Below are 23,435 nucleotides of genomic sequence, written 5' to 3' on the forward strand. Positions count from 1 at the left end.
GGCCGGAGAGTCGACTGTGGCGAACGCTATGCCGGGACAAGCAAGCGCGCGGCACCTCGTAGACTGATCGATGCCCGGCGAGACTGACAGGGCATCGCGGTGCCCGCGCGCTCATCGTCGATGTGCACGTTTTCATGCGGCCAGTCCAGCTCGACGTGTCGCACGCGGTGCGTTCGAACAGGGAGCGGTGAAGTCATTGGCGTACGCGACTCGATAGCGTCGGCTAGCGCGATTTGTTGGTCGCGAGTCACGAGCACGAGGTCGAGCCATCCATCACCCGCGTCGGCATCTGGCGCGAGCACGATGCGCGGACCCACGGCTTGAATGTTCATCATCTCTACGGTGACGTAGTCGCCGGAAAGATCCTCGCCATCTGCCGTAATCGCGAGCGAATGCACCGGTTGTTCGCGCAACAGAGTGGCGACGTATCGCGCGGTGCTATCCCAATGATCTGCACCACGAGCAAGCGCTCCGCGAACGCGCCGCCACAAGCGGCCGACGGTTTCGCCTTCACGATCGAGCATTGCACCGATCACACCGATCCCAGCAGCCTCGACGAAGCCCTGCTCGCGGTCGACGCAGGCTATCTGCCACACATCGAGTTGCGTCGATCGCGCGCCCGAGAGATATGGGAGAAGACTTGGGATACTTCGTTCGCCGATGCCGAAACTCGACGCAATGTTGTTCGATGTTCCGGACGGGAGAATGAACAGCGGTGTATCGGAACCACAGAGCGCGAGCGCCGCACTCGCGACCGTTCCGTCGCCTCCAGAGACGACGATCACATCGGGGCGGCCATTCATGGCCGCGAGAAGCCCCTCGGAGCTGAGTCCAGACACACTCACCGAATGTCCGAGCCGACGAAGCATCTGGACGAGATCATCGACCGAATGCGCTTCGTCGCCAGCGGCTTCGTTGTGAATCAGAGTGATTTGCAAACGAGACTCGTGGCCAGACGGCTCAGTCAGCCGCAAACGTCGGGCGTTTGGTGCAGGAGTTGCCCCGCTCGACGCGCTCTGAACAAGCAAAACCTATGCGGATACTTCTCGCGAACGACGATGGGATTTACAGCCCGGGTTTGGCCGCTCTCGCGTCAGTCGCGTCGACGTTTGGGGAAATCCACATCGTCGCGCCAGACGTCGAGCAGTCGTCGATGGGCGCCGCGATCACGCACTCACGTCCGATCTCGATTCGCCGCACGCCGATCGGTGGCTTCGACGCGCATCGCGTCAATGGCACTCCAGCCGACTGTGTTGCGCTCGGGGTGGACCTGTTCAAGAACATCGACGTGGTGCTCTCCGGCATAAACCTCGGACCGAACATCGGCAGCGCGATCTGGCATTCTGGAACGCTCGCCGCCGCCAAACAGGGCACGCTGCTGGGGCTACGCGGCATCGCTCTCAGCACGCCGATGGGCGAAACCGAACCCGACTTCGCGCGACTCAGTCCGTGGGTGTCGAAGGTGCTCGAGCTTTTACTTGCGTCGAACGTTCGTCTCGCGAACGTCAACTTTCCACCAGATCCGATCGGAGTGCGCTGGACGCGTCAGGCCGTATCTCACTATGACGGGAGAGTAATGCCTCTCACCGATCCCTATGGGCGCTCAGTGTTCTGGTTGACCGTGCGGCGAGTAGAAGAGCTCGAAGAGGGAACCGATCGCTGGGCCATGCGAAATGGCTTCGTGTCGATTACTCCACTCAGAATCGATCTCACCGACGAAGTCGCGTTGGCGGAAATGACAGCGCGGCAGTAACGCCACAGGCCGGCAAGACGTGAATCTGAGAATGCTCAAGCGTCATATGGCTCGCATTCTGCGAGACCGCGCGGCCGACATGCGCTTAGCACTCGTCAGTGCGGCAGTCGTTGCGTGACTCTTGGCCGGAGGGCGCGCGCGCTCACCCCGGCCAAATGCGAGGGACGTACAGATGCGCGAGAAGAGCAAAACACTCCTCATCGACCGGCCTGATCAGCTCTACGAACTTTCGACACGTCGAAAATTCCTCAAGCTGCTTGGCGTCGGCGGAACCATCGTGCTCATGCCGTCCGTGTTTGCCGCGTGTGACGACAAGGCAACCGGCGACCTGGTCCTCAATCCAGGTACCGGCGGATCAACCGCGATTGCGCTCGATCTGTCTAACGACTTTGGCATTCTGAACTTCGCCTACGCGCTCGAGCAACTCGAAGCGGCGTTCTACACGGCCGTCGTAGGATCTACCGCGTTTGCAACCCTGAACGCCGAGCAACAGGAGGTGATGCTCGACCTCCGCAATCACGAGGTGATTCATCGTGAGTTCTTTCGGGCGGCGCTCGGTTCGCACGCGATTGCGTCGTTATCGCTAAACGCTGCTGCCGTCAATGCCACGCTCACCGACGGGCCAACCATTCTGAAGAACGCGGAAGCGTTCGAAGATCTTGGCGTGTCGGCCTACAACGGCGCAGGCAAGTATCTCGTGAGCGCCGACTATCTGACGGTTGCCGGCAAGATCGTTTCCGTCGAGGCGCGCCATGCCGCAGCGATTCGTGATATTCGCGACGCGCTCGGTGTTCGCGGGACCGATACCGCGAATACGCGCTTTGCCGGTGATTCAGTGGTAAACAGCCAGGGCCTGGATGTGAAGCTCGAGCCGAGTGCGGTGCTCGCGCGCGTGGCCGCGACCGGACTCGTCTCGAATACCCTCTCTGCAACTGGACTTCCGACAAAAGCCGGTACACCCGACTTTGGCCCGCCATCACCCACCCCCTGAACTCGCGATCCGAGAGGTATTCCCATGCATACGAATGAACGCATTCTTGGATCGATTGATCCGGAGATTGGCGATCGACTCGCCGCGGCAAGCGCCGAAATCGAACGGGGAAGAACGGTCAACAGCACAGTCGCCGCGGGCCTGGCGATGGCATCCGTGCCGATCGCGCTTGCGGCGCTCGCGCGCGATGCATTTGCTCAAGCGCCAACGTCAGTGGTGGGCGTGCTCAACTTCGCGCTCATTCTCGAAATCTTCGAGAACGAGTTCTACAAGGCGGTCCTAGGAACGAGTTCCTCCGCGGCGCAGAACACGGCGTTCGCGACCGTACGAGCGAAGGCATCGGCGGCTGCGGTCGCCGCGTTGCAGCAAATCCAAAAACACGAGGCGGCCCACGTCGCGTTTCTTTCAGCAGTGTCCGGCGTCTCGAACACGCTCGGCCTGACGGCGAGCAGTTTCGATTTCACTGGCGCGCGCGGCGCAGGCAATGGACCATTCGCCGCCGCGACGACTGATCTCAATTTTCTGCTGCTGACAGCGCAGGGCGCCGAAGACACCGGCGTTCGTGCGTACAAGGGGCAGGCGCCGGTGCTTCAGGCGACCGGCGACACCGCCACTCTCGAGTACGCACTTCGCATCCATTCGGTGGAAGCGCGACATGCAGCGAAGATTCGCCGGCTACGCCGTCAGACTGGCGCGACCACCGTGAAGTTCAGCGGGACAGTGACGGGCGGCGGTGCAGCCGCTGCGGGCGCAGACAATATCACGAATCCGCCGGCCGGTGCGGTGACGGCCCTTGGCCTCATTTACGCTGGCGAAGACAACACGACTCAACTCGGCATCAATGTCACGTCGCTGCCGAATCTCCCGTCGGCGAATTTCACCTCGACGACGGCGGGGACCGAGGCGTTCGACGAACCGCTGACGCGGGCGCAGGTCATCGCGATTGTCCAACCCTTCTTCATTCCTACCATACCAGGTTAGCGGCTTACTTCGTTCGAGACGGCGCCGGGGGACAATCCTCGGCGCCGTCTCAGCTTACGGGCCCTGGAGTGGCACGGTCGCCGTAAACACCGAGCCGACACCAACGGTGCTGGCTACCGTCACATCGCCCCCGAGCAGCCGCGCCAAATTCCGGCTCACAGACAAGCCGAGTCCCGTCCCCGAGGCGATTCGCCCAACGCTCGGCGTACCGCGAATGAACGGCTCGAAAATTCGACCGAGCTCGTGCTCCGGAATTCCCGGTCCGGTATCGCTGACGGCAAACGCCACGCAGTTCGGCTCGACGAGAGTGACGTTGATCCCAATCGTGCCAGTATCTGTAAACTTTGCTGCGTTGCCGAGCAGGTTGATCAAAATCTGTCGGGCCTTCGTGACGTCGGTAATCATGCTGACCGGCGTGGCGAGTGGCACAAACGTCAATTCGAGTCCTTTCTTGCCCACGAGCGGCTCGACGGCATTGATCGCCTCCTGAGCCAGCGTCGATGCGTCGATTGGTGTGAGCGAGAGCGTTTCGCGGCCAGCTTCGATGCGCGCAAAGGTGAGAATTTGCTCGACGATACCCGTCAAGTGACGGCCGACGGCCTTGATCCGGAGTAGTTGCTCTCGCTGCGTCTCGAGAATCTCTCCGAAGACTCCGTCGGCGAGCAGATCGGCGTACCCAGACATCGCACCGATCGGCGTACGCAACTCATGACTCATCGAAGCGAGGAAATCCGATTTCGCACGATTGGCCTCCTGCGCCACCGCTACCGCCGTGCGCAATTCGTCCTCGCGAGCAACCCGCTCGGTCACGTCTTGAATGAGCGCGACCGCGCCCCGCGATTCGCCGTCCGCGTCGCGAACCGGCAGGATACGAACGCTCTGCTGCATGCGCTCGAAGCCGTCGTAGCCGGTTGGCGCCGGAATGTCGAGAAAATACCCGTGAAGGCGTTGGGACAGAACGACGGTCGCGCCGCCCATCGCGCGCTCGAGCGCGGCGCGCGAATTGGGCCGCAATCCTGGCTCGATGTCGAGCAGTGGACGACCGACGACATTCGCCGCCAGCTTCCCGGTCACGGATTCGAGCCACCGATTCCAACCCGTAATGACCATTCGCTCATCGACGCCGAGGATGCCGACATCCAGTGCGTCTCCGATTGTTTCCATCGAAGACGGTGCGCGACCGATCGAGGACAGACCGACGTCGTGCATCGATCAGATCCGCTTGACCAGTGCTTCTGAAATCCGCATCAGCGACTTGGCGCCGACAGCGACGATCAGATAGCCATCGATGGCGAGCGCGCTGAGACGAAACCGTGTCGCCGCGATGACCGCGTATTGCACTTCGTTCGAATCGACGAGCAGAGAACCCAGAATCGTCTTCAGCGACTCGATCTGCATTCGAGGAATGGAAAACGACACCGGCAGTTGGAGCATGTCGCCAAAACCGCTCAGACACGCACCAAGCACGATATTCCCGACTTCGACGAGGACTTCGCGCGCCGATTGATCGAGCCGGCCGCCAAGTGCGGCCTCGCCGTCCGTCATCAATTTCGCGAGCATCGCGGCTTTGTCGTGTTCGAGCAGCAACACGGCATCGCCGGCCACTGCGCCGCCGAACATCTGATGGACCGTCGCGATCTCTCCCCCAACGAGATCGGCCAGCCGCTCCTCGATCTCAGTGATGGGGCAGATCACCAGGCGAGGCATGTCGACGAGAATACGCTGCCCCGTGATCTCCGAGAGCGACGCCGCGGCTCGGTGGAGTCCGACGTTGAACAGCTCGCCAAGCGCGTCGGAATCGATATCGTTGAGATTCACGGAGCAGGCTCGCGCAACGCGGCATTGACCGCGGCAGCCAAGCGCTCGGCACTCGCCGGCTTTGCGACGAAGGATTCCGCACCCGCGGCCATGACGGCCTCTTCGGTCGTGCGTTGCACGTCGGCGCTCACGACGATCACGCGCGCGTCGGCATCGAGTGATCGCATGGTGCGCAATACGTCGAGGCCACCAATGTCCTCCATCGAGAGGTCGAGCACAACGAGGTCCGGGTGTTCCAGCGAAAAGGCTTCAATGGCACCCGTTCCGGTAGCGGATTCGATGACAGTATGGCCCGCCCGCTCGAGCATTCCGCGGTGCACCCGGCGCGCATATGCAGAGTCGTCGACGATCATGATCTTGCCCATTATATCATCTCAGTGATTGTGCTGGCCATCTGGTCGAGCGACGCCTCGCGATCGCTCACGCCCGCTTCGACGACAGCGCGGGGCATTCCGTACACCACGCAGGACGATTCCGCTTCAGTGATAATTCGTCCACCCTTCGCTTGAATATGGGCGGAGCCGACCAGACCGTCAGTCCCCATCCCCGTCATGACGACGCCCAGAACTCGAGAGTCGTAGACCTCGGCTGCTGATCGGAAAAGCACATCGACAGAAGGGCGATGCAGGGAGTCGAGGGGGCGGTCGCCCAGACAGGCGCGCACCCCGCCATCCATCTCGCGGACGAAGGACAAATGCTGCCCCGCCGGTGCAAGGTACATCCTCCCGCCTTGAATCGTGTCCCCGTGACGTGCCTCGACGACATCCAGCGCCGAGATGTCGTTGAGACGCTGGGCATACATGGCGGTATAGCCGATCGGCATGTGGAGCACGACGGCAATCGGAATCGGAAAGTCGCGCGGAAAGAGCGGAATCATCTGGCGTAACGCCTGCGGTCCACCCGTCGAAATACCGATGACGACGATATCCGCGTGGGGCGCGGTCAAGGTAGACGCGCTCGCATCGCTCGCGCCAGGCGCTCCACGGACGAGAACTGGCGCCGCTGCCCGTGCGACCCCCGCAGAGGCGATGCTCGCCGCGGCCGCGGCCTTGACCTTTGCGATTAATTCATCAGCAATCTCGAATACCCGATCGGTGGCCAGCGCCGTCGGCTTTTGGACAAAATCAACGGCTCCCAGTTCGAGTGCCTCGAGCGCCGCCGCGCCTGACTCGTGGCTGATGCTGCACACGACGACTGGAATCTGTCGCACCGCCATTTGCCGTCGAAGGAACTCGAGTCCATCGACCCGTGGCATGACGAGGTCGAGGGTCACGACATCAGGCTCCAGGCGATCAACCATCTCGCGGGCTTCCTCGCCATCGCGCGCCGTGCCGACGACCTCAATGAATGGGCTGCGGCTCAGCATCTGCGTCACGACTTTTCGCACGAACGCAGAATCGTCGACGACGAGAACGCGGATCACCTGAGTCATTTCAATCCTGTATGCTGCGGCGTCGCTCTGTGCGCAACCGTCGGTTCAGACGAGGGGCGCCGAACACGCTCCACTGCTTGTCGTCGTCCTTCTTTCACATAGCCGAATGCTCGCCCGATCTCCGCCAGCTCGAGATCGACGCTCAGCCGGGTCAAGGACTCCGATGCCCCGACGAATAGATATCCGTCGTGCGGCATGCACTCAGAGAACATACCGACCACGCGACGAACGACGTCATCGCCGAAATAGATGAACACGTTCCTGCAGAAGATGACGTCCGCAGCAGCAAAAGGCCGGACGTCGGCGGGTTCTACGAGGTTGGCGACTTCCCAGCGTACGGCACGACGTATCTGTTCGATTGGCCTCCAGCCAGCGGGACCTGGCTCGAAATACTTTTCCTTGAGCGAATCGCTGATCTGCCGGAACGACCGCGCTCCGTACCAGCCGCGTTTCGCGCGTTCGATCATCGCGACGCTGCCGTCGGTGCCGACAATTTCGATCGGATGTCGATCCAACAATCCGGCCTCGGCCAGCGCAATCGCAATGCTCAGCGGCTCCTCTCCGCTGCAGCAGCCGGCGCTCCAAATTCGAAGCGGCCGACTCGGTTGCGTCGCAAAATGCGTTGGCGCGACGATCTCGGACAGCGCCTGGATTTGCTCCGCCTGTCGCCAGAAATACGTCTCCGGCACGGCGAGGCGATTCATCAAATCGACGAGGTGCTGCCCGGCGGCGTCGTCGTACTTCAACAAATAGTAATAATCGAGAAACGACGTCAGGCCATTCTGGTTGACGAGTTCCGACAACTTGTCAGCGAGAATGCCTCGTTTCGGTTCATCGAACAGAACGCCGGTACGCTCGAGAATAAAATCGCGCAGCAAGGCAAACGAGCCGTCAGGCAGAGCGAAGACTTCGCTGTGCCACGCCAACTGCGAGCGAACTCGGATGCCGTCGCCGGCCATCAGCCGTTCACCAACGATCGGCGTGAATCGTCCGGCCGGCGCGTCGTTCCACTGGTGGGCGCTGTTCCAACCGGCAGATACGCGGCTCGAAGGTCGAGCCGCCGAATGCCGCGTTCTGCGGCATCGCGAACACTCGGCGACGGGTCGTCGAGTAGCGATGCCAACAGCCGATCGGTGCCGGCGTGCTTCATTCGTCCGATCCCGTCCACGAGCAGGACGCGAACCTCATCCGATACTCGCGGTAGTTCACGCTCGAGCATCGGCAAACAGTCGCTGCGGAGTTGCGCAATCGCACTCGTCACCCGCTCGGCGTAGCGATGGTCGCGACCGAGAGACGCGAGTGTGGCGACCGACGACTCGTCTCCGATGGCAACCAATGCTTGAAGTGCGAGTTTGCTCGTCGTTTCATCGATGGATTCACGAACTCTCGCGGCGAGGGCGGGAACGGCGTGAGCCGCATCGCCGCCCTGGCGCTCGAGTGCAAGGAGAGCGGCCCGAACTCGCGCGACGTCGGGTCCAGTGACCGCGCCGATGAGCGCCGACGCTGTCCGGGAAGCATCGAAGCCCCCGAGGCCGGCGAGGGCCGCGCAAGCGATGTCTGCATCGCTGTCGCGCGACAATTCGAGGATTGTCTCAATCGACGTCGGAACGGCGAGCTCGCCAAGCGCATCGATTGCCGCGATGCGGACGGGCGTTGCGCTATCATGCCGGGCGCGTTCCGTCAACGCAGCGACAACATCATCCGTGGCTTCGCCACGACGCGCGCACGCGCGGGCCGCGTAGTACCGCACCCACAGATTCGGATCCGCCAGCGCGCGTACGAGGACGGGCAGAGAATCCGCCGAGTTCAACTCTCCGAGCACGCGCGCCGCGGCTGCTCGGACTGTCGCGTCGGCATCGTTCGTCATCACGCTATCGATCTTCGATGACACCGCGTCGTCGAAATTGGCGAGTCCTTCAACCGCGGCACGACGAACGAATGGCTCGTCGTCGTCGCAGAGTTCGATCATTCGATCGACGCACGACGGATAGCCAAAATATCCGACCACTCGTGCGCCAGACTCCCGTACGCGCGGCGAAGGATCGTCGAGGCGGCGGACGAATTCGGCTTCCATACTCGGATCCGCAATCGAATTCAACGCCGCGATGGCCGCTTGCCGAACCGTGGACTCTGCGTGATCGATCAGCGGAAGCAGAGCAGGGAAGGCACGTCGATCGCCGATCGCGCCGAGTGCGGCGGCGGTGGCAACGAGCACCTGGGATTCGCATTCGTCCGTCAGCATCGCCATCAACGCAGGAACGGATGACCGGCTCCCGATCCGCCCGAGCACGAAGGCCCCCGCGGCGCGAACGTCTGGTGCGTTGTCGGCGTGGAGAGCCCTCTCGACGACGGGCGCCGTACCACTGCCGCGACGACCAAGTCGATCCGCGACGAACTCGCTGAGTTTCTCGTGCCTCAGGAGACGCGTGAGTTCGCGATCGACGCCATCGAAGGGCAGCCACGAGAGCACCATCGCCAACGCCCGTAGTTCGCCGACGTCCCCGCTCTGTAAGGCGGCAATCATCGCGTCTGACACGTCCTTCGTCACTACGCCTTGTACGACATCGGCAACGACGGTCGCGTCGCCCAAGATTCGTTCGACACGCTCGTACACGCTGCACAACGCAAGCGCTGTATCGACAAGTGGAGCACCCGCGCGGCCAAGTACCTCGGCGAGGTGTCCAGCGATGTCTTCGGTGCCGACGGCACCGAGACAAGACAAGGTCGCCGGGAGAAGCAGTTCGTCATCGAGCAGCGGCAGGAGACGGTGCGCCATCGACGGATCACCGATGATGGCCAACGCGTCGAGCGCCGGAAACGCCAAGAAGAAATCGCGCTGCTCCGCGACGCCGATTAGCGCCTCGACCGCTCGGCGATCGCCAATGCGGCCAAGCGCCTCGATGGCGTGATAGCGGACGTTCACATCGGCGTCATCGAGGCGCTCGAGCAACCCGGGCACCGCGCGCTCGTCGTCCATGAGACCCAGCGCGAGCGCTGTATACGTACGAACATCCGCATCTTCGTGCTCCAAGAGCGGAATGATCGCCAGGGCCGCGTCGTCGCGAGTTTGAGCGAGCGCCGTGATGACGGAGTTCAGCAGTGCCGGGTCGCGATGATGTTCGCGAAGCGCTTTGACGAGCGTTTCGACTCTATCCGTGTCACGACCGGCGGCCATGCCCTCGGCGGCGACGCGTCGAACGCGCCAACTGCGATCGCTCAGCGCCTCGCTCAATCGTGATGATGTTTCGCCATCGGCTGCGATCGCTTTCGCGGCGCGAAGGCGGACCGCTTCATCTTCGCTATCGAGATCTGCCGCCCACTGACGGTCGCGCTCATTGCGCTCGGTGACATCTTCGATCGTGACGATGATGCCGTCGATTCGATCGCCGTCTCGCAGCGGCGCTATCGTGACGAGCTGACGCATGCGCTCGAACGCCGATGATCGGTCGCGTGGAGGGCAGGGGATCAGATACTTGTGCAGCGCAGGCGCTAGCACCTCGACACCTGCTCCATCGGCGACACGCCGCAGGCGCGCGAGGAGCCCGCGCTCGGACAGTTCGGGATAGAGGCTAACGAGCGGCTCGCCGCACGCTGCGATCTCCGAAACGCCAGTCGCTTCCGCGAGCCACGCGTCCCACGTCTGAACGACGAGCGAGCAATCGGTGGTAAAGGTGCCAGTCGAACCGTGGCGCGACGTCACGTAGTCAGCTCGCCGCGTTCTGACCGAGCCTGTAGGCTCGCTCGCGGAGCTGCTCGGTCAGGAGACTGGTTTCCTTCGTGCCCTGGACCGTGCCACGTCCGAGGCGCTGCGCCTCGCCGAGATTGGCGGCCAGGTCAGCCATGGCCTTGGACTGCTCCTTGTTGGCTCGAGTGACGAGAATGATCTGCGACGCAATGTTGCGCGTCGCAGCCGTCAAGTCTGACGCCGCCTTTGCCTGCTCGGACATACCTTTGCTCGTCTGCTCGGTCTGTCGTCGAATTTCGTTCGCAGCGGATCCAACCTGCGTCATCGCCGTTGCTTGTTCGCCCATGGCGTTACTGACCGATGCTACCATCTTCGTGAGACGTTCGGCCTCGGCACTGATCTGCGTGCCTGCAGTTGCCTGTTCGGCCAGCGCGATTGCCGTCGTCGCCGCTCCTCGGCGAACTGCGTCGGTGGCACTCGAGATCTGCGTCGCCGATGCTGCCTGCTCGTTCATTGCACGACGCACCTCCGAGGCGAGCTTCGCACCGCTTTGTGCGGCCTTGATGATCTCACGTGATGACTGCGCCTGATCGATCATCGCGCGGGCGACATCCTGGCCGACGACCCGCATGCGGCCTGTGGTGCGAACAATCCCTTGCAGGACGCGGGCCTGCTCGGCTGTACCGACGGATACCTGCTTCGCCTGTGTGGCGACCGCGCTGACCACCGCGACCACGTTTTGTCCCGCCGATAGCTGCTCCTCGGTGGCTCGAGCGATCTGTTCGACCTTGCTCGTGCTCTGTGAAACACTCGCAATAATTCTCTTGAGCCCAGCCGAGCCATCGGCGGCAAGCCGAGTGCTATCGTCGGCGACTCGCAGTCCGTCGGCAGACGCCGTCACTGCGTCTCGCACGACACTCTGAAGCGCCTTGATGATTGTCGCGATCTCCGAGGTTGCTCGAGCCGAGCGGTCGGCAAGATTTCGAATCTCTTCGGCAACCACGGCAAACCCGCGGCCGGCCTCGCCGGCGCGCGCGGCCTCGATCGACGCATTGAGCGACAACAGATTCGTACGCTCGGCGATCAGATTGATCGTGTCGACGATGGACGTGATGTCTTCGGTGCGATTCCCGAGCTCCTTAACGACGTTCGCCGACTGCGTCATCGATTCGCGAACCCGCGTCATTCCGTCGATCGAGCGATCGATCGCCAGCCCGCCTTCCTCGGCGTCGCGAACCGCGCGCTGAGCGAGGTCGCGCGACTCGCCAACGAGCGCCGACACACTTTTGATCGAACGGTCGAGCTGCATTGCGCTGGTCGAGGCATCGGCGGCGGCTTCTGTAATCGAGGCTGCACTTTGGGCAACGCCGTCCACCGAGCGGGCGGTCTCCTCGATTGCGGTGGCAGCTTCCTCGATCATCGCCGCCATGTTTTCCGTACTGGCTCCGACCTGTTCGATCGACGACGCCATTTGGTTGATGGAAGTCGACGTTTGTTCCGACGCCGCGGCGAGGTCGTCGGCGTTCGTTCGAACCGAGTCGATTGAGCGCGCCATTTCTTCGATGGCTGCGGCGACCTCGGTGACCGATGTCACCAGCGCGTCGCCCTCGTTCTTCACACCTTGAATCGAGGCGGCCATTTCGATCATGCCGTTCGCAACTTCGCTCGCGGCGTTCGTCATCCCACGACCCGTTTCGGCAACCGCGGCAATCGAGCGGTTTGTTTCTTCGAGCGACGCGGCTGTCTCTGACATCGCACTCGCAAGGCCTGTCGTGCCCCGCGTGATCTCTTCGATCGACGCACCGAGCTCGTTGATCGATGACGCGAGCTCTTCGCCAGAAGTAGCAATCGAGTCGGCCTGGTTCGCTGTACTGCGCAGCGATTCGGCGACCTCGGTGGCGGCAGCCATTGCTCCTTCGATCACGCTTGCCTGCGCCTCACTGCCTTGAGTGATCACCGTAAAGCCTCGGGCGACCGCAGTGGCCGTGTCGGCGATATGACCAGCCTCCACCTGAAAGGAACCGCGACCGTTTTGACTGACGAAGGGATTGCGCATTGCAGAAGTCCTGGGAGACGGGCGTTAAACGATCGACGGGAGAAGCGCCGCGGCGTAGGGAGCCGGTGCATCGGTGACGCGAAGGAGTTCGGCGACGTCGAGAACCAACACGAGCCGTTCGCCGAGGTGTGCCAGACCGCGAAGATACGCGGAGCTCAGATCGGACATTCCTTCGGGCGGCGGCTGAATCGACGACGCCGGAATCGTGGCGAACTCGCGTGCGTTGTCGACGATCAGGCCAACGACGCGCGCGTCGGAGCGAACGACGACGAGACGCGTGCGCAGATCATGCGGAGTGCGTTCGAAGCCGAAGCGTGCGCGCAAACTGACTGCCGGAATCACTCGGCCGCGCACCGAGGTCACGCCGTCAACGAACGAAGGCGAGTTCGGCACCGGAGTAACCTGACCGATCATCTCGAGCTGCTCGATGTCATCGCTACGCAGCGCGTAAGTCGTCCCTGCCAACTCGCAGAGCACGTACGAATCGGAACCTGCTGCGGTCACGACCATGATTCTTCCATATCGTCGTCCTTACCCGTGAGACGCAGCGCGCCGGCATACGACGGCGTTTGCAACCGCGCCGCCGATCCGTGTCGATCGCGAGAATCGCGAATCAATGCACCGGCATCGAGAATGAGACTCACTCGTCCATCGGCGAGCTCCGTGGCACCACCAATTCCCGGTACAGCAATCATGGGATCGGTCACCGGATGGACGACGATCTCTCGTAGTCCGATGAGGCGATCGACAACGAGCCCAGTTTGATGCGCATCACTACCGACGATCAGGACATGGCGCCGCGCGTCGGGCGATGATACCAGGTTGAAGCGCGCCGCGAGATTCAGCAGCGGAATGACGCGGCCGCGATACGAGAGCACTTCGTTGTTCTCGAGCCGCGTGATGGACCCGTCCTCGAGCGCGATGATTTCACGCAGCGACGTTTGCGGAATCGCCATCGATTGGCCGCCGACCTCGAGAATCAGCGCGTCCGTGATCATGAGCGTGAGCGGCAGCTCGATCGTGAAGCGCGTTCCCTGGCCGAGGACCGAGTCGAGAAGGAGCTCGCCGCCGAGGCTGCGAATCGTCGATCGAACAACGGCCATTCCAACGCCGCGACCGCTCGTCATGTCGGCCGACTCTCGCGTCGAGAATCCCTGTGCGCAGATCACGTCGAGTAACTCGTCTGGCGTTGACAGTTCTCCAATGACACCCAATCCGAGATCGCGCGCGCGGCGCGCAACGCGCCTCGGATCGACTCCGGCGCCGTCGTCCTGAATCTCAATGACGATGCGATCACCGGCGGCGCGCGCCCGAAGCCAGATCGTTCCCTCCGGCTCCTTGCCTGCAGCAACGCGCTCGGCACGGGTTTCGATGCCATGGCTGGCCGCGTTCCGAACGAGGTGCAGGAGCGGCTCCAACATTCGATCGACGACCAGTTTATCGATCTCGGTTTCCTGCCCGCTGAACTCGAGGCGAATTGCCTTCTGCGTTTCGCGCGCAATGTCACGCATGGCGAAGCGCATGCGCTCGAACACCTCGCCAACGGCCACGAGACGCACGCGCATCACGCCTTCGCGAATCATTCGAACCTGTCGCTCGATCGCCTCGTTGGTGTCGTTCAGGTCTTCGCTGATGGAGGCGGGCAACCGATCGCTGAGTTGCGCGACGAATTCTCCGAGACGTGCGCGGGCAACGACGAGCTCACCGACCATGCGCATCAAATCGTCGAGTCGTGAGAGATCGACGCGAACGACGTTCGAGGCCGCCGCCGGAACCCACGCCGCTGAAGCGTTGGGTTGTGGTGCGTGCACGACGAGCCCGACGGTTGGCTCGACTTCGTAATCTTCATGCGCCTCCCATGACAGACCGTCGTTGCGCCACGATTCGTCGGGCGCGAGATCGGCGCGCAGCAGCACAGAGAACTCGAACTTCACGCCGCCTTCAGGGCGAACCCGCGGCACGGTCGCGGTGATGTCGCCCAACGACGCCAACCGCTGCCGAATGACCTCGACGCCGATGCCGCGACGCGCGAGCTCCGCCGACGGCGTGAACTCGAACACGCGAGCCGCCGTTCCAAGCGACTGATTCCCGTTTTCGATTCGGGCAGGGGAATTCGACGTGGACGATGGCTCAGTAACCGGGATGCGCTGAAGGACCTCGCGCATCCGATCCACGAATGGCCCTGGCGATGGCGGAAGTGCATTCGAACGCCGAGCGGTGGTACAGGCTTCGAGCAGCGCTTCTCCAGCGAACAACGACTCGAGCAGCTCCGGCGGAAATCCCTGATCGCGCGGAAGCGCTCGAACCCCATCTTCCATTGCGTGCGCGACCTCTTCGGCCGACGCGAGACCGACCATGCCTGCTAAGCCCTTCAGTGTATGGAGCGCTCGGAGCAAATCGGCGATATCGGCCGGCTGGGGAGCCGCCTGCCGGGTGTCCTCGATCTTCAAGAGGACCCGGCGAACCGTCCCGAGGTGCTCCTCCGACTCCGAGAAATAGTCGTCGATGAATTGGTCGACGAAACTGCCTCCGCCGCCCATTTAGGCGTCCTGCAACAACGGCGCGACCTGAGACGCGATCGCGGTCGGCTGGAAGGGCTTCGTGAGATAAAGCGTTGCTCCATCTCGTAGCGCGGCGAGTCGACTGTCCTCGTCCCCGCGCGTCGTGAGGATGACGACCGGCAGATCGCGCAGCGTTTGCTGGCCGCGTATGAAGCGAAGGACCTCGAGCCCGTGCACGTCGGGCATGTTCAGGTCGAGGACGACGAGGTCGATGTGCGAGAGCGTCAGGCGCTCGATCGCCTCCAGACCGCTAACGGCCTGCTCGAAGCCGAGCCCACCGAGTTTGGCGAGGGATGCGATGATCATCCTTCGCATGGTAGCGGAGTCATCTACCACGAGAATTGTCTTCATCGACCCCAGCAGGAACAGGAGTTTTTAAAGGTACGCGACGTAACTAGTCGCTGATAGGCGGGCGGCGAAACTCATGATGCATGAAGCGGGCCCAGCCAGTTACCGGGAGCCTCAACGGCGCTTCACGTCGTTGTGCACGGGCGGGACGGTCCTCAGATACAGGTACATCGCTTTCAGATCGTCATCGGTCATCCGGCGGAGCGTTGGCCACGGCATGATCGGATTGAGCGTATCGCCCGTCGGGGTCACGCCCGTACGCATGGTTCGCACGAATTCCGCTTCGCTCCAGCGTCCGATGCCCGTCGCGCTGTCGGGCGTGATGTTCGACGGATTCGCCGGAAACTCTTTCGGTGGCGAGGCGTCGCCGGCGTACGCGAGTCGATCGTCATACTGGTCGCGGATGCCCGATCGCGGCGTGTGGCAGTGCGCACAGAGCGCCACGTGATCCGCCAGGTAGTTGCCATACGCTGCAGTCGGACCGCGCGGCGGCGGGATCACGGCGACCGGATCCTGTGGCGCCATGAACAGTCGCGCGAACTTGAAGACGAGATTCGGATTCTGTCGAACCTCGTTCCGCACGGGTGGCTGCGACTTCAGGTACTGCGCCACAGCGAATGCGTCGACGTCGGACATTCGATTCAACCAATCGAAGGGCATCACGGGCGAGATGAGGCTTCCATCCTTCCGCTGTCCATCTCGGAGTGCGCGGACGATATCCGCCTCACTCCATGTGCCGAGGCCGGTGGCGGAGTCGGGCGTGAGATTCGATGCCCGAATCGTTCCTAGGCGCCAATCCCTGAACTCGGTGCCACCACCAAGCGGCCCGTCGGGATTCTTCTCACTCGCGGAGTGACAACCACCGCAGGTCGCGGCATTGCGGACGATGTACTCGCCGCGGGCTACGAGATTCATCGTATCGATCGCCAGCGTTCCCGCCGCCGACGCGACGACGAGGGGTGGTCGCTGACAGCCCGAGAGGCCGACGACGAAAGTGATGATCGCGACCGTCCGCGTGGCGTAGCAGGTCATGCGTGAGCCGCCTGTTTGCGTGAATGCCGTCATGCAGCGACGCAGCAGGCGTACCACGCGAGCCGTTTTGTTGAACGGCTCGCAAATCACCTCTCGAGCTAGGCGGCCCCGAGGCTTGGCTCGGCACTCGATCGAGATGGTGTGATCACATCATGCTGCACCGACGAGGGCGATGCAGAGGTAGTAGAGCCCCGCGACCGACACCGCGCCCGATCCGACGCGCTGCAACATTGAAAGCGCGTGCTGCTGCGCGGCGCCCTGCGCGCGAAGGCGACGCGTCAGCTTGAGCGACGCGAAGAGCGGAAGCAGAACGATCTGATTCCCGGCCTCGACGCCGAGGCTGAAGCCAAAGATCGCGAGAAGGATCGTCGTGGGCGGCATCTGACGCATGATGTCGAGCAGTCCGCCGGCGAAGCCGAGCCCGTGAAATAGGCCGAAGCAAAACGCGACAAGTAGCCGGCTGCGCCCATGCGACTGGTCGGGCCAGAACACATTCTGCACCGCCACGAACACGATGCTTCCCGCAATCAGCGGCTCGACGACGCCACTTGGCAGGTGCACCCACCCCAACGCCGCGAGCGTCAAGGTGATTGAGTGCGCAAGGGTGAACGCCGTGACGACCTTGACGAGATCCCACAGCGTCGCGGCGCCAAGGACGAGCGCAGCGAGGAAGAGAAGGTGATCGAACCCGCTCAGAATGTGCTGAACGCCGTGCCAGAAGTAGGTCCTGATGAGCGCGGATCGGTCGCCGCGCACAAGCGACTGCTGCGCGTCGGGTGGAGCATTTGCCGCGAGAGCGGACCCGCCGTCGGCAAAATCCAACCGATACGAGGATTGATCGCGGGATCGATCTTGCCCTAGAACGCGGATCGCCGGATCCTCGGGAACGAGGGTGTTGACCAGATAAGCCGCGATCGACCGTTGATGATGATTCTCGAATGTGAGCCGGTGGTTCACAGCGGCTCGCGACATCGTGCCCGCGAAAGTCAACACGACATCGCCAAGCCCCTGGCGAACGTCGCTTTCGAGCGGAAAGGAGGAAGCGATGAGCGTTAGTTGTATGTTGCGGTCATCGACCTCGAGCGACAAATCCTTGCGAACCCTGTCGGCGTAAGACTGCCGCTCGGCCTCGGAGATGATGCCGTCTCCATTGGAATCGATTAATGCGAGGACCTTTGGCGCCGCGGCTACACCTGCCGCGAGTCGGAGACGAAGCACCACACGCTCACCCGTGAGGGTGATCGTTGCCGCCTGGAGATATTCGTCGAGCCGATGCGCGAACGCGGGAGCGACGGCACTCAGAACAGCGATACACGCGATCGTAACCGAGATGAGACGCCGCTTCATTTCTTGACGTGAGCCGCGCCGTAGTCGTTGGTCGGGTCGCGATAGATCGTATGAACGTGCAGAGCAGGGTCGTCGCGCTGCGGCGCGAACTCGATCACGAGGTGTGGGCCCTGAATGCGATAGTATCCTGTGATATTCTGGCCCGGCGCCGCGGTCGTCGCGCCGCTCCACGCGAAGTACGTTTCGCTCAGGTCGCCTGCGAGCTCCGCCATACGAATCGCTGCCGCGCTGTCGTTGACGATGCCCGCCCATTCTTTGATGAGATCGAGCAGCATCGCGCGCTGACTGGCGTTCATCGCCGAAGCCTTGAGACCTTCTGGAAGAATGGTCTTCGCGTCCTGGCCCGGCCCGAGTACGAGGTCGGCGACGTCATAGGTGAGAATGGCCTTCGTGCGCTGCGCAGCGTCGAGCGCGTTGAGCAACGCCAGTCCTTTGTCGCTCTCGCCGCCGAGCGGGCGAATCGTTTTGCCCTGCAGCGTATAGAGCGAGGGCTGTGCACCGGTGAGCGTCGGCGTGATGATACCGCGGTCGCCGATGATGGTGATGTTCAGGGCGAGGTGATGTCCGCCATACTGCAGCATCCACGGCGCGGTCTCGGACGGTGTCCCGAGGATGGAGATGTAATAGAGATCGCTGCCGAAAAGGTCACCGCCAGCGCCACCACGTCCGCCAGCACGATTGCCGCTCGGCGGCGGACCACCCGGTTGTGCTCCACTTGGCGGTGCTCCACTCGGCGGTCCACCGCGCCGACCGCCCCCGCCGCGTGGACCTTGGCTCTGTGCAGTCGTTTTGAAGACCTCGTCCGCCTCCATGGTCTGTTGCACTTTCTCATAGCCGCGTGCACTCAGCACGGTCGAGACGAGCGTCATCACGGCAGCACGCTGGTCAGCACTGAGTTCACGAAGATTCAGTCCGGCACGTGGAACGACGCCAGTCGGAAAGTTGGACCACCGTCGTCGTTGCTGGTCGTCGTCGAAGGCAAACATCACGCGTCGTCGCTGCGCCGTATCCAGCGTAGCGAGGAACGCGTTCGTGGCGCGCACGACTCGCGTGGTTGCTGACTGCGCGCTGGCGATCTTCGAAGAAAGCGCAATGAGTGCGAGGGCGCTTGCGCGTCGAAAGCTGATCAAGAGATGCTGGTGCGTCATGCGGTGCAGATGGGCGGGAAGGGAGTTGACCGGCCATTCAGTGATCGCGCCTCGAGAGTTGAGGCGTGACCACGATTCAGTCATCTCATTGACAGCCGCACTGCGAATTCATTCCATCTCGGCGCACCCAACGGGGCGCTACTCATCGGCCGATGGAAAGAGCGAGGATCTCGCCGGTGATGTGTTTGACGCGAAGATCAAAACTTGAGCGCGACTTCCGCCGGCTGCCCGAGGCGCCGCATGGAAGCGGTTTATAGAAGTAGCCAAAAGAAGTCGCGCTATTCTGTCTACTGCACCACGATCGTTCCTTTCATACCGGCGACAAGGTGTGGGACGCAGTAGTAGTGATATGTGCCCGGAGTCGCACCGGCGAACGAGACGGTGTAGGTCTCGGCGGCCGTGGCGAGCAGAGGACCGTTCAGCGGCGCCATCGTCTGCGGCATGTTGGCTTGCAGTGCCGAGGTTGCACCGCTCGGAATGCTGTCCGGCCAGAACGCGACATTGTGCGGCGGACCCGATACGAGCGTCCATTTCACTCCGTCACCAACCTTGATGGTGAGGTTCGGGGGATCGAATCGACTCCCCTGCGCGTCGACAATCATCTTGACGTCCCACGTCTTGCCGGTTACGGGCTGCGGTGCCGCGGGCGCGGGCGGGGTTGCGGCCGGAGGAACGGCCGACGCCGCAGTGGCTCCGGCGCTTGGCTTCTCCCCTCCGCGTCCACACGCGATAGCAGACGCGGCGAGAATGAGCGACAATGAGCGAATGTTCATGATGGGCCTCCGTCGATGGGCGGTCGAGACGAAGCGCCCGCGAGCAAGCTCCGGACCGTGACAGTGTTCGGTTCAGGTCGGACCGTCGTCGGCCCGCCCGCGCTCGACTTCGTCGGACAGCCGCGTGTGCTCGCTGTTCTTCTCGGCTTCGTCGTGCTGCTCGCGGTGCTCCACCAATCGGCGCTTGCCTTCGAATGCTGCCTTCGATCGGTCGTATTCGGCGTGCGCTTCTTCCGACGACTTCGGTTGCCCGGACTGCAACTGTTCGACGATGCGCGCCTCGGTCTTTGCGCCGTGCTCGCCTTCGGCGTGCGACGTGTTTCGTGTGCGGCGTTTGCTCATGCTCTGCTCCCCACCGGTGAACTCGACGAAGACGATGTTTGAACAGCGGTCGTTATCGCGAATCGCGCGCCCCGAAGGGAGCCAAAATGCCCGAGAGGGGCCAATTCGAGCCCACCAGTCGACCCTGCTTGCGCCCTTCGATCGGAGGGGCCCAACTTTGCGGGCTATGGACCACCTTCCGTGATGTCGGAACGAGCCCTGCTGCGCGAACTCATGAGTCGCGCCGCGAGCGCTGCTTCGCTCGACGCCGTATACCAGTCTGCGCTGCAATGCGTGCAGGATGGAATCGGCGTCGAACGCGCGTCGCTCCTCCTGTTCGACGCCACGGACACCATGCGCTTCGTCGCATGGTCCGGCCTGAGCGAGGAATACCGTCGGGCGGTCGACGGGCACTCGCCGTGGTCGCGCTCTGAGACGAACCCAGAGCCGCTTCTCGTCAGCGACGTCGAATGTGATCCGTCGACAGCTGGGTACGTGCCTGTCATGCAGCAGGAAGGAATTCGTGCTGTTGCGTTCATTCCGCTGCAATTCGGCGCGACGCTGCTCGGGAAGTTCATGCTGTACTACCGCGAGCCGCACGTCTTCTCCGCTGCCGAGATCGCGACGGCCGAGCAGATCGCCGACTACGTCGTGTTTGCGCTCGAACATCACCGCATCGCGGTCGCGCTCGAGGAGCAACTCGTATCGGAGCGCCAACTGCGTGAGCGCGCTGAAGCGGAGGCGGCGCAGCGACAGGAGGGCGAGAGCCGGCTGCACGTGGCGCTCGCCGCCGGGCGCATGGGCGCGTGGGATTGGGACATGACCACCAATCGGGTCCGCTGGTCGGAGGAACTCGAACGCATGTACGGCCTGGAGCCCGGTGCGTTTGACGGCACACTTCAGACTGTCCAGCGATTCATTCATCCGCTCGATGCTGACCGTTTCGCGCGCAGCCTGACCGATACCGATGCGTCGCGCTATGGCGGGGATCGAATGGAACTTCGTATCGTGCGTGCCGATGGCGTCGTACGGTGGCTAGGGTGCATGGGCCGCGTACTCGTAGACAGCGACGGGCGGCCGAGTCGGATCGTTGGCGTGTGCACTGATATCACCGAAGCAAAGCGACTGGCGGAGGCGGCCAGCGAAGCCGATCGTCGGAAGGACGACTTCCTCGCCACGCTCGCGCACGAGCTGCGCAATCCGTTGGCCGCGGTTCGCACCGCTGCCGCCGTGATCCGAAAAGCGGAGGGCGATCGGGAGACGGTTGTCGAATACTGCACGATCATGGAGCGACAGCTTCGACACGTCACGCGTCTGGTCGATGATCTGCTGGACGTCGCGGACATCACGCGGCGCGGACTGCCGGTGGAGCAGGTCAGAGTCGAACTATCGTCCGTGGTGCGCGTCGCACTGGAGCAGAGTCGTGCTCTCGTCGAACAAGCGGGACATGAGTTGTCGGTGAGACTGCCGTCGGAGTCGATAACGCTTCACGCCGATCCGGAACGGCTCGTCCAGGTGTTGACGAACCTGTTGAGCAACGCAGTGAAGTACACGCCGCGTGGCGGTCGCATTGCATTGACTGCCGAGCGTGACGGCGGCGAAGTGCGTCTCTCCGTCAAAGACTGTGGGCTTGGTATTCCCGTCGACAAGCTCGACTCCGTCTTCGAGATGTTCAGTCAACTCGATCGATCGCTCGAGACTGGGAATAGGGGATTGGGCATCGGCCTCGCGCTGGCGAAAGCGCTCGTCGTGTTGCACGGCGGCAGGATCAAGGCGTACAGCGAAGGTCTTGGGACGGGCAGCGAGTTCACCGTATGGTTGCCCGTCGCGTCGTCGGTCGATGCGGTACAGCCAGCCGCGACGCCGGAGCTATCGTACGATCCGCAGGTTCCCGCCGGGTGCAGAGTGCTCATGGTCGACGACAATCAGGACGTGGCGCTGTCGACCGTTCGATTGCTGCGACAGATGGGGCACGATGTCCGCGTCGCGCTCAACGGCGCCGATGCGATGGAGATCGCCGACGATTTCCGCCCCGACGTCGTGCTACTCGATATCGCGATGCCGAAGGTGAACGGGTACGAAGTTGCTCGAACACTGCGATCGAACACGTGGGGCCGGCAGATGACGCTCGTTGCGGTGACCGGCTGGGGACAGGAGGCCGATCAACGCCGGTCGGCCGAAGCAGGATTCGACCGACACATGACAAAGCCAGTTGATCCGCTCGTGCTCGAGGCCTTTCTGGATTCCATCGCGCGCCCGCAAACTGTCGCGCCGCGGGCACCTGGTTGGCGCTGAGCGAACCCGTGCCGAACGTTGTCGCGCTAACGTGCCGCGACGTTGCCGTACGTGACTGACGTCAACGACAGCGTCAGCGAGAACCGAGAGAACTTCGTCTTGAGCAGCACCGGTAGGCGGCGCTCGTCAGTCGTGAACCAGACCTGAGCCTCACCGTTCTCCGAGAAGATTCCACCAGTTCTGATCGTCGGACGAACGACGATTGTCGGAAAGGTGCCGGCGCCGACGGTGACCGTGTCTTCGCGCAGCCCGGTCAGCACCACCGGGTTGCGATCCGGAACGAAGTAGCGATCGTCGCGCCGGGCTTCGCCAACGCGGATGCCCGCCGCTCTGACGGCATAGATGAACGACCCGTCGTCGAGTGGGTTCGCGACACTCGGCTGTACGGGCTCGTCGTTCTTCTGATACTCGCCTCGCTCGGGCATGATTTCATACGTCGTGTTGCGCTTGTACCGCCCTTCGGAGATCTGCTGGCGATGCCGGAGCGACGACAATGTTTCGATGTCGATCCAGCTGTCGTAGCGATCGTGAACGCGAAAGAGTGGAACACCGCCTTCGACGGTGAAGATGACGTGATAGGCTGCGCGCCCGCGCACCGTGTCGATTGCTTCCACGCGCATGCGCGCGGTGCCGGCCGGGAGCACGCCGAACTTGGCGTGAAACACCAGCTCTTCGCCCACCGAGAACGGAACGGGGGCCGCGACGGGTACCTGAACCGATATCGCTGGCTGTGCTGGAAGGCGAGTGGTCGTCCCCAGCATGACCGCGCTGGCTGCTGCTATACGAAGTAGAGAACTATGAAATCGAAACATTGGGTGGTTCTTTCGGTCGAGTCGGGGGCGCCGAGAGTGGCGCCCCCATGAGGCTGAACTGCGGTTAGCGGCCGACCGTCAG

Annotated in this window: 21 protein-coding genes; 4 read left to right on the forward strand and 17 right to left on the reverse strand. The window is 62.8% G+C overall.

Annotated elements, in window-relative coordinates; translation table 11 throughout:
* Nucleotides 1-26: 26 nt before the first annotated feature.
* On the reverse strand, nt 27-938 hold the full coding sequence (locus tag AC6H4Z_RS10520) for a diacylglycerol/lipid kinase family protein (RefSeq protein ID WP_497546703.1): 912 nt from the start codon (nt 936-938) through the stop codon (nt 27-29).
* 95 nt (nt 939-1,033) lie between these two features.
* Here AC6H4Z_RS10520 and surE point away from each other — a divergent pair, with 95 nt between their 5' ends.
* The 3 genes from surE to AC6H4Z_RS10535 all read left to right on the forward strand — a co-directional run bounded on the left by surE (nt 1,034) and on the right by AC6H4Z_RS10535 (nt 3,725).
* Nucleotides 1,034-1,753, forward strand: coding sequence for a 5'/3'-nucleotidase SurE (surE, locus tag AC6H4Z_RS10525; RefSeq protein WP_497546704.1), 720 nt, complete (start codon nt 1,034-1,036; stop codon nt 1,751-1,753).
* Between the two features lie 172 nt (nt 1,754-1,925).
* On the forward strand, nt 1,926-2,744 hold the full coding sequence (locus AC6H4Z_RS10530; protein WP_497546705.1) for a ferritin-like domain-containing protein: 819 nt from the start codon (nt 1,926-1,928) through the stop codon (nt 2,742-2,744).
* 24 nt (nt 2,745-2,768) lie between these two features.
* On the forward strand, nt 2,769-3,725 hold the full coding sequence (locus tag AC6H4Z_RS10535) for a ferritin-like domain-containing protein (RefSeq protein ID WP_497546706.1): 957 nt from the start codon (nt 2,769-2,771) through the stop codon (nt 3,723-3,725).
* A 54-nt stretch (nt 3,726-3,779) separates the two neighbouring features.
* Here AC6H4Z_RS10535 and AC6H4Z_RS10540 read toward each other — a convergent pair whose 3' ends face one another.
* The 15 genes from AC6H4Z_RS10540 to AC6H4Z_RS10610 form a co-directional block, all read right to left on the reverse strand.
* Nucleotides 3,780-4,934, reverse strand: a complete 1,155-nt coding sequence (locus tag AC6H4Z_RS10540; protein WP_497546707.1) for a PAS domain-containing sensor histidine kinase — start codon at nt 4,932-4,934, stop codon at nt 3,780-3,782.
* A gap of 3 nt (nt 4,935-4,937) precedes the next feature.
* The gene (locus AC6H4Z_RS10545; protein ID WP_497546708.1) at nt 4,938-5,543 is read right to left on the reverse strand and encodes a chemotaxis protein CheC; all 606 of its coding nucleotides are present in this window, start codon (nt 5,541-5,543) and stop codon (nt 4,938-4,940) included.
* Complete coding sequence (locus AC6H4Z_RS10550) at nt 5,540-5,908, reverse strand: response regulator transcription factor (protein WP_497546709.1); 369 nt, start codon at nt 5,906-5,908, stop codon at nt 5,540-5,542. The genes AC6H4Z_RS10545 and AC6H4Z_RS10550 overlap by 4 nt, the downstream gene beginning before the upstream one ends.
* Complete coding sequence (gene cheB / locus AC6H4Z_RS10555; RefSeq protein ID WP_497546710.1) at nt 5,908-6,975, reverse strand: chemotaxis-specific protein-glutamate methyltransferase CheB; 1,068 nt, start codon at nt 6,973-6,975, stop codon at nt 5,908-5,910. The genes AC6H4Z_RS10550 and cheB overlap by 1 nt, the downstream gene beginning before the upstream one ends.
* Nucleotides 6,972-7,934, reverse strand: coding sequence for a CheR family methyltransferase (locus AC6H4Z_RS10560; RefSeq protein ID WP_497546711.1), 963 nt, complete (start codon nt 7,932-7,934; stop codon nt 6,972-6,974). Before AC6H4Z_RS10560 ends, cheB begins: the two co-directional genes overlap by 4 nt.
* Complete coding sequence (locus AC6H4Z_RS10565; protein WP_497546712.1) at nt 7,934-10,675, reverse strand: HEAT repeat domain-containing protein; 2,742 nt, start codon at nt 10,673-10,675, stop codon at nt 7,934-7,936. Before AC6H4Z_RS10565 ends, AC6H4Z_RS10560 begins: the two co-directional genes overlap by 1 nt.
* Nucleotides 10,676-10,679: 4 nt before the next feature.
* Complete coding sequence (locus tag AC6H4Z_RS10570; RefSeq protein ID WP_497546713.1) at nt 10,680-12,716, reverse strand: methyl-accepting chemotaxis protein; 2,037 nt, start codon at nt 12,714-12,716, stop codon at nt 10,680-10,682.
* 24 nt (nt 12,717-12,740) lie between these two features.
* A complete protein-coding gene (locus tag AC6H4Z_RS10575) occupies nt 12,741-13,226 on the reverse strand; it encodes a chemotaxis protein CheW (protein WP_497546714.1) in 486 nt (161 codons plus the stop codon).
* A complete protein-coding gene (locus tag AC6H4Z_RS10580; RefSeq protein ID WP_497546715.1) occupies nt 13,217-15,256 on the reverse strand; it encodes a chemotaxis protein CheA in 2,040 nt (679 codons plus the stop codon). Before AC6H4Z_RS10580 ends, AC6H4Z_RS10575 begins: the two co-directional genes overlap by 10 nt.
* Nucleotides 15,257-15,628 carry a response regulator gene (locus AC6H4Z_RS10585; RefSeq protein ID WP_497546716.1) on the reverse strand — a complete coding sequence of 124 codons (372 nt, stop codon included), beginning with the start codon at nt 15,626-15,628 and terminating at the stop codon, nt 15,257-15,259.
* 111 nt (nt 15,629-15,739) lie between these two features.
* Nucleotides 15,740-16,714 carry a c-type cytochrome gene (locus tag AC6H4Z_RS10590; protein WP_497546717.1) on the reverse strand — a complete coding sequence of 325 codons (975 nt, stop codon included), beginning with the start codon at nt 16,712-16,714 and terminating at the stop codon, nt 15,740-15,742.
* A gap of 93 nt (nt 16,715-16,807) precedes the next feature.
* Nucleotides 16,808-18,004 (reverse strand): HupE/UreJ family protein, encoded by a 1,197-nt coding sequence (locus tag AC6H4Z_RS10595; protein WP_497546718.1) that lies wholly within the window; start codon nt 18,002-18,004, stop codon nt 16,808-16,810.
* Nucleotides 18,001-19,152 (reverse strand): DUF3500 domain-containing protein, encoded by a 1,152-nt coding sequence (locus tag AC6H4Z_RS10600; RefSeq protein WP_497546719.1) that lies wholly within the window; start codon nt 19,150-19,152, stop codon nt 18,001-18,003. The genes AC6H4Z_RS10595 and AC6H4Z_RS10600 overlap by 4 nt, the downstream gene beginning before the upstream one ends.
* Nucleotides 19,153-19,439: 287 nt before the next feature.
* The gene (locus tag AC6H4Z_RS10605; protein WP_497546720.1) at nt 19,440-19,925 is read right to left on the reverse strand and encodes a plastocyanin/azurin family copper-binding protein; all 486 of its coding nucleotides are present in this window, start codon (nt 19,923-19,925) and stop codon (nt 19,440-19,442) included.
* A 72-nt stretch (nt 19,926-19,997) separates the two neighbouring features.
* Entirely contained in the window at nt 19,998-20,267 is a 270-nt protein-coding gene (locus AC6H4Z_RS10610; protein WP_497546721.1) for a hypothetical protein, read from the reverse strand.
* A 183-nt stretch (nt 20,268-20,450) separates the two neighbouring features.
* On the opposite strand from AC6H4Z_RS10610, the gene AC6H4Z_RS10615 reads away from it, so the two are divergent.
* Entirely contained in the window at nt 20,451-22,541 is a 2,091-nt protein-coding gene (locus tag AC6H4Z_RS10615; RefSeq protein WP_497546722.1) for a hybrid sensor histidine kinase/response regulator, read from the forward strand.
* 26 nt (nt 22,542-22,567) lie between these two features.
* Here AC6H4Z_RS10615 and AC6H4Z_RS10620 read toward each other — a convergent pair whose 3' ends face one another.
* The gene (locus AC6H4Z_RS10620; RefSeq protein WP_497546723.1) at nt 22,568-23,353 is read right to left on the reverse strand and encodes a DUF3108 domain-containing protein; all 786 of its coding nucleotides are present in this window, start codon (nt 23,351-23,353) and stop codon (nt 22,568-22,570) included.
* Nucleotides 23,354-23,435 lie beyond the last annotated feature (82 nt).

Source organism: Leucogemmata humicola, from assembly GCF_055379415.1.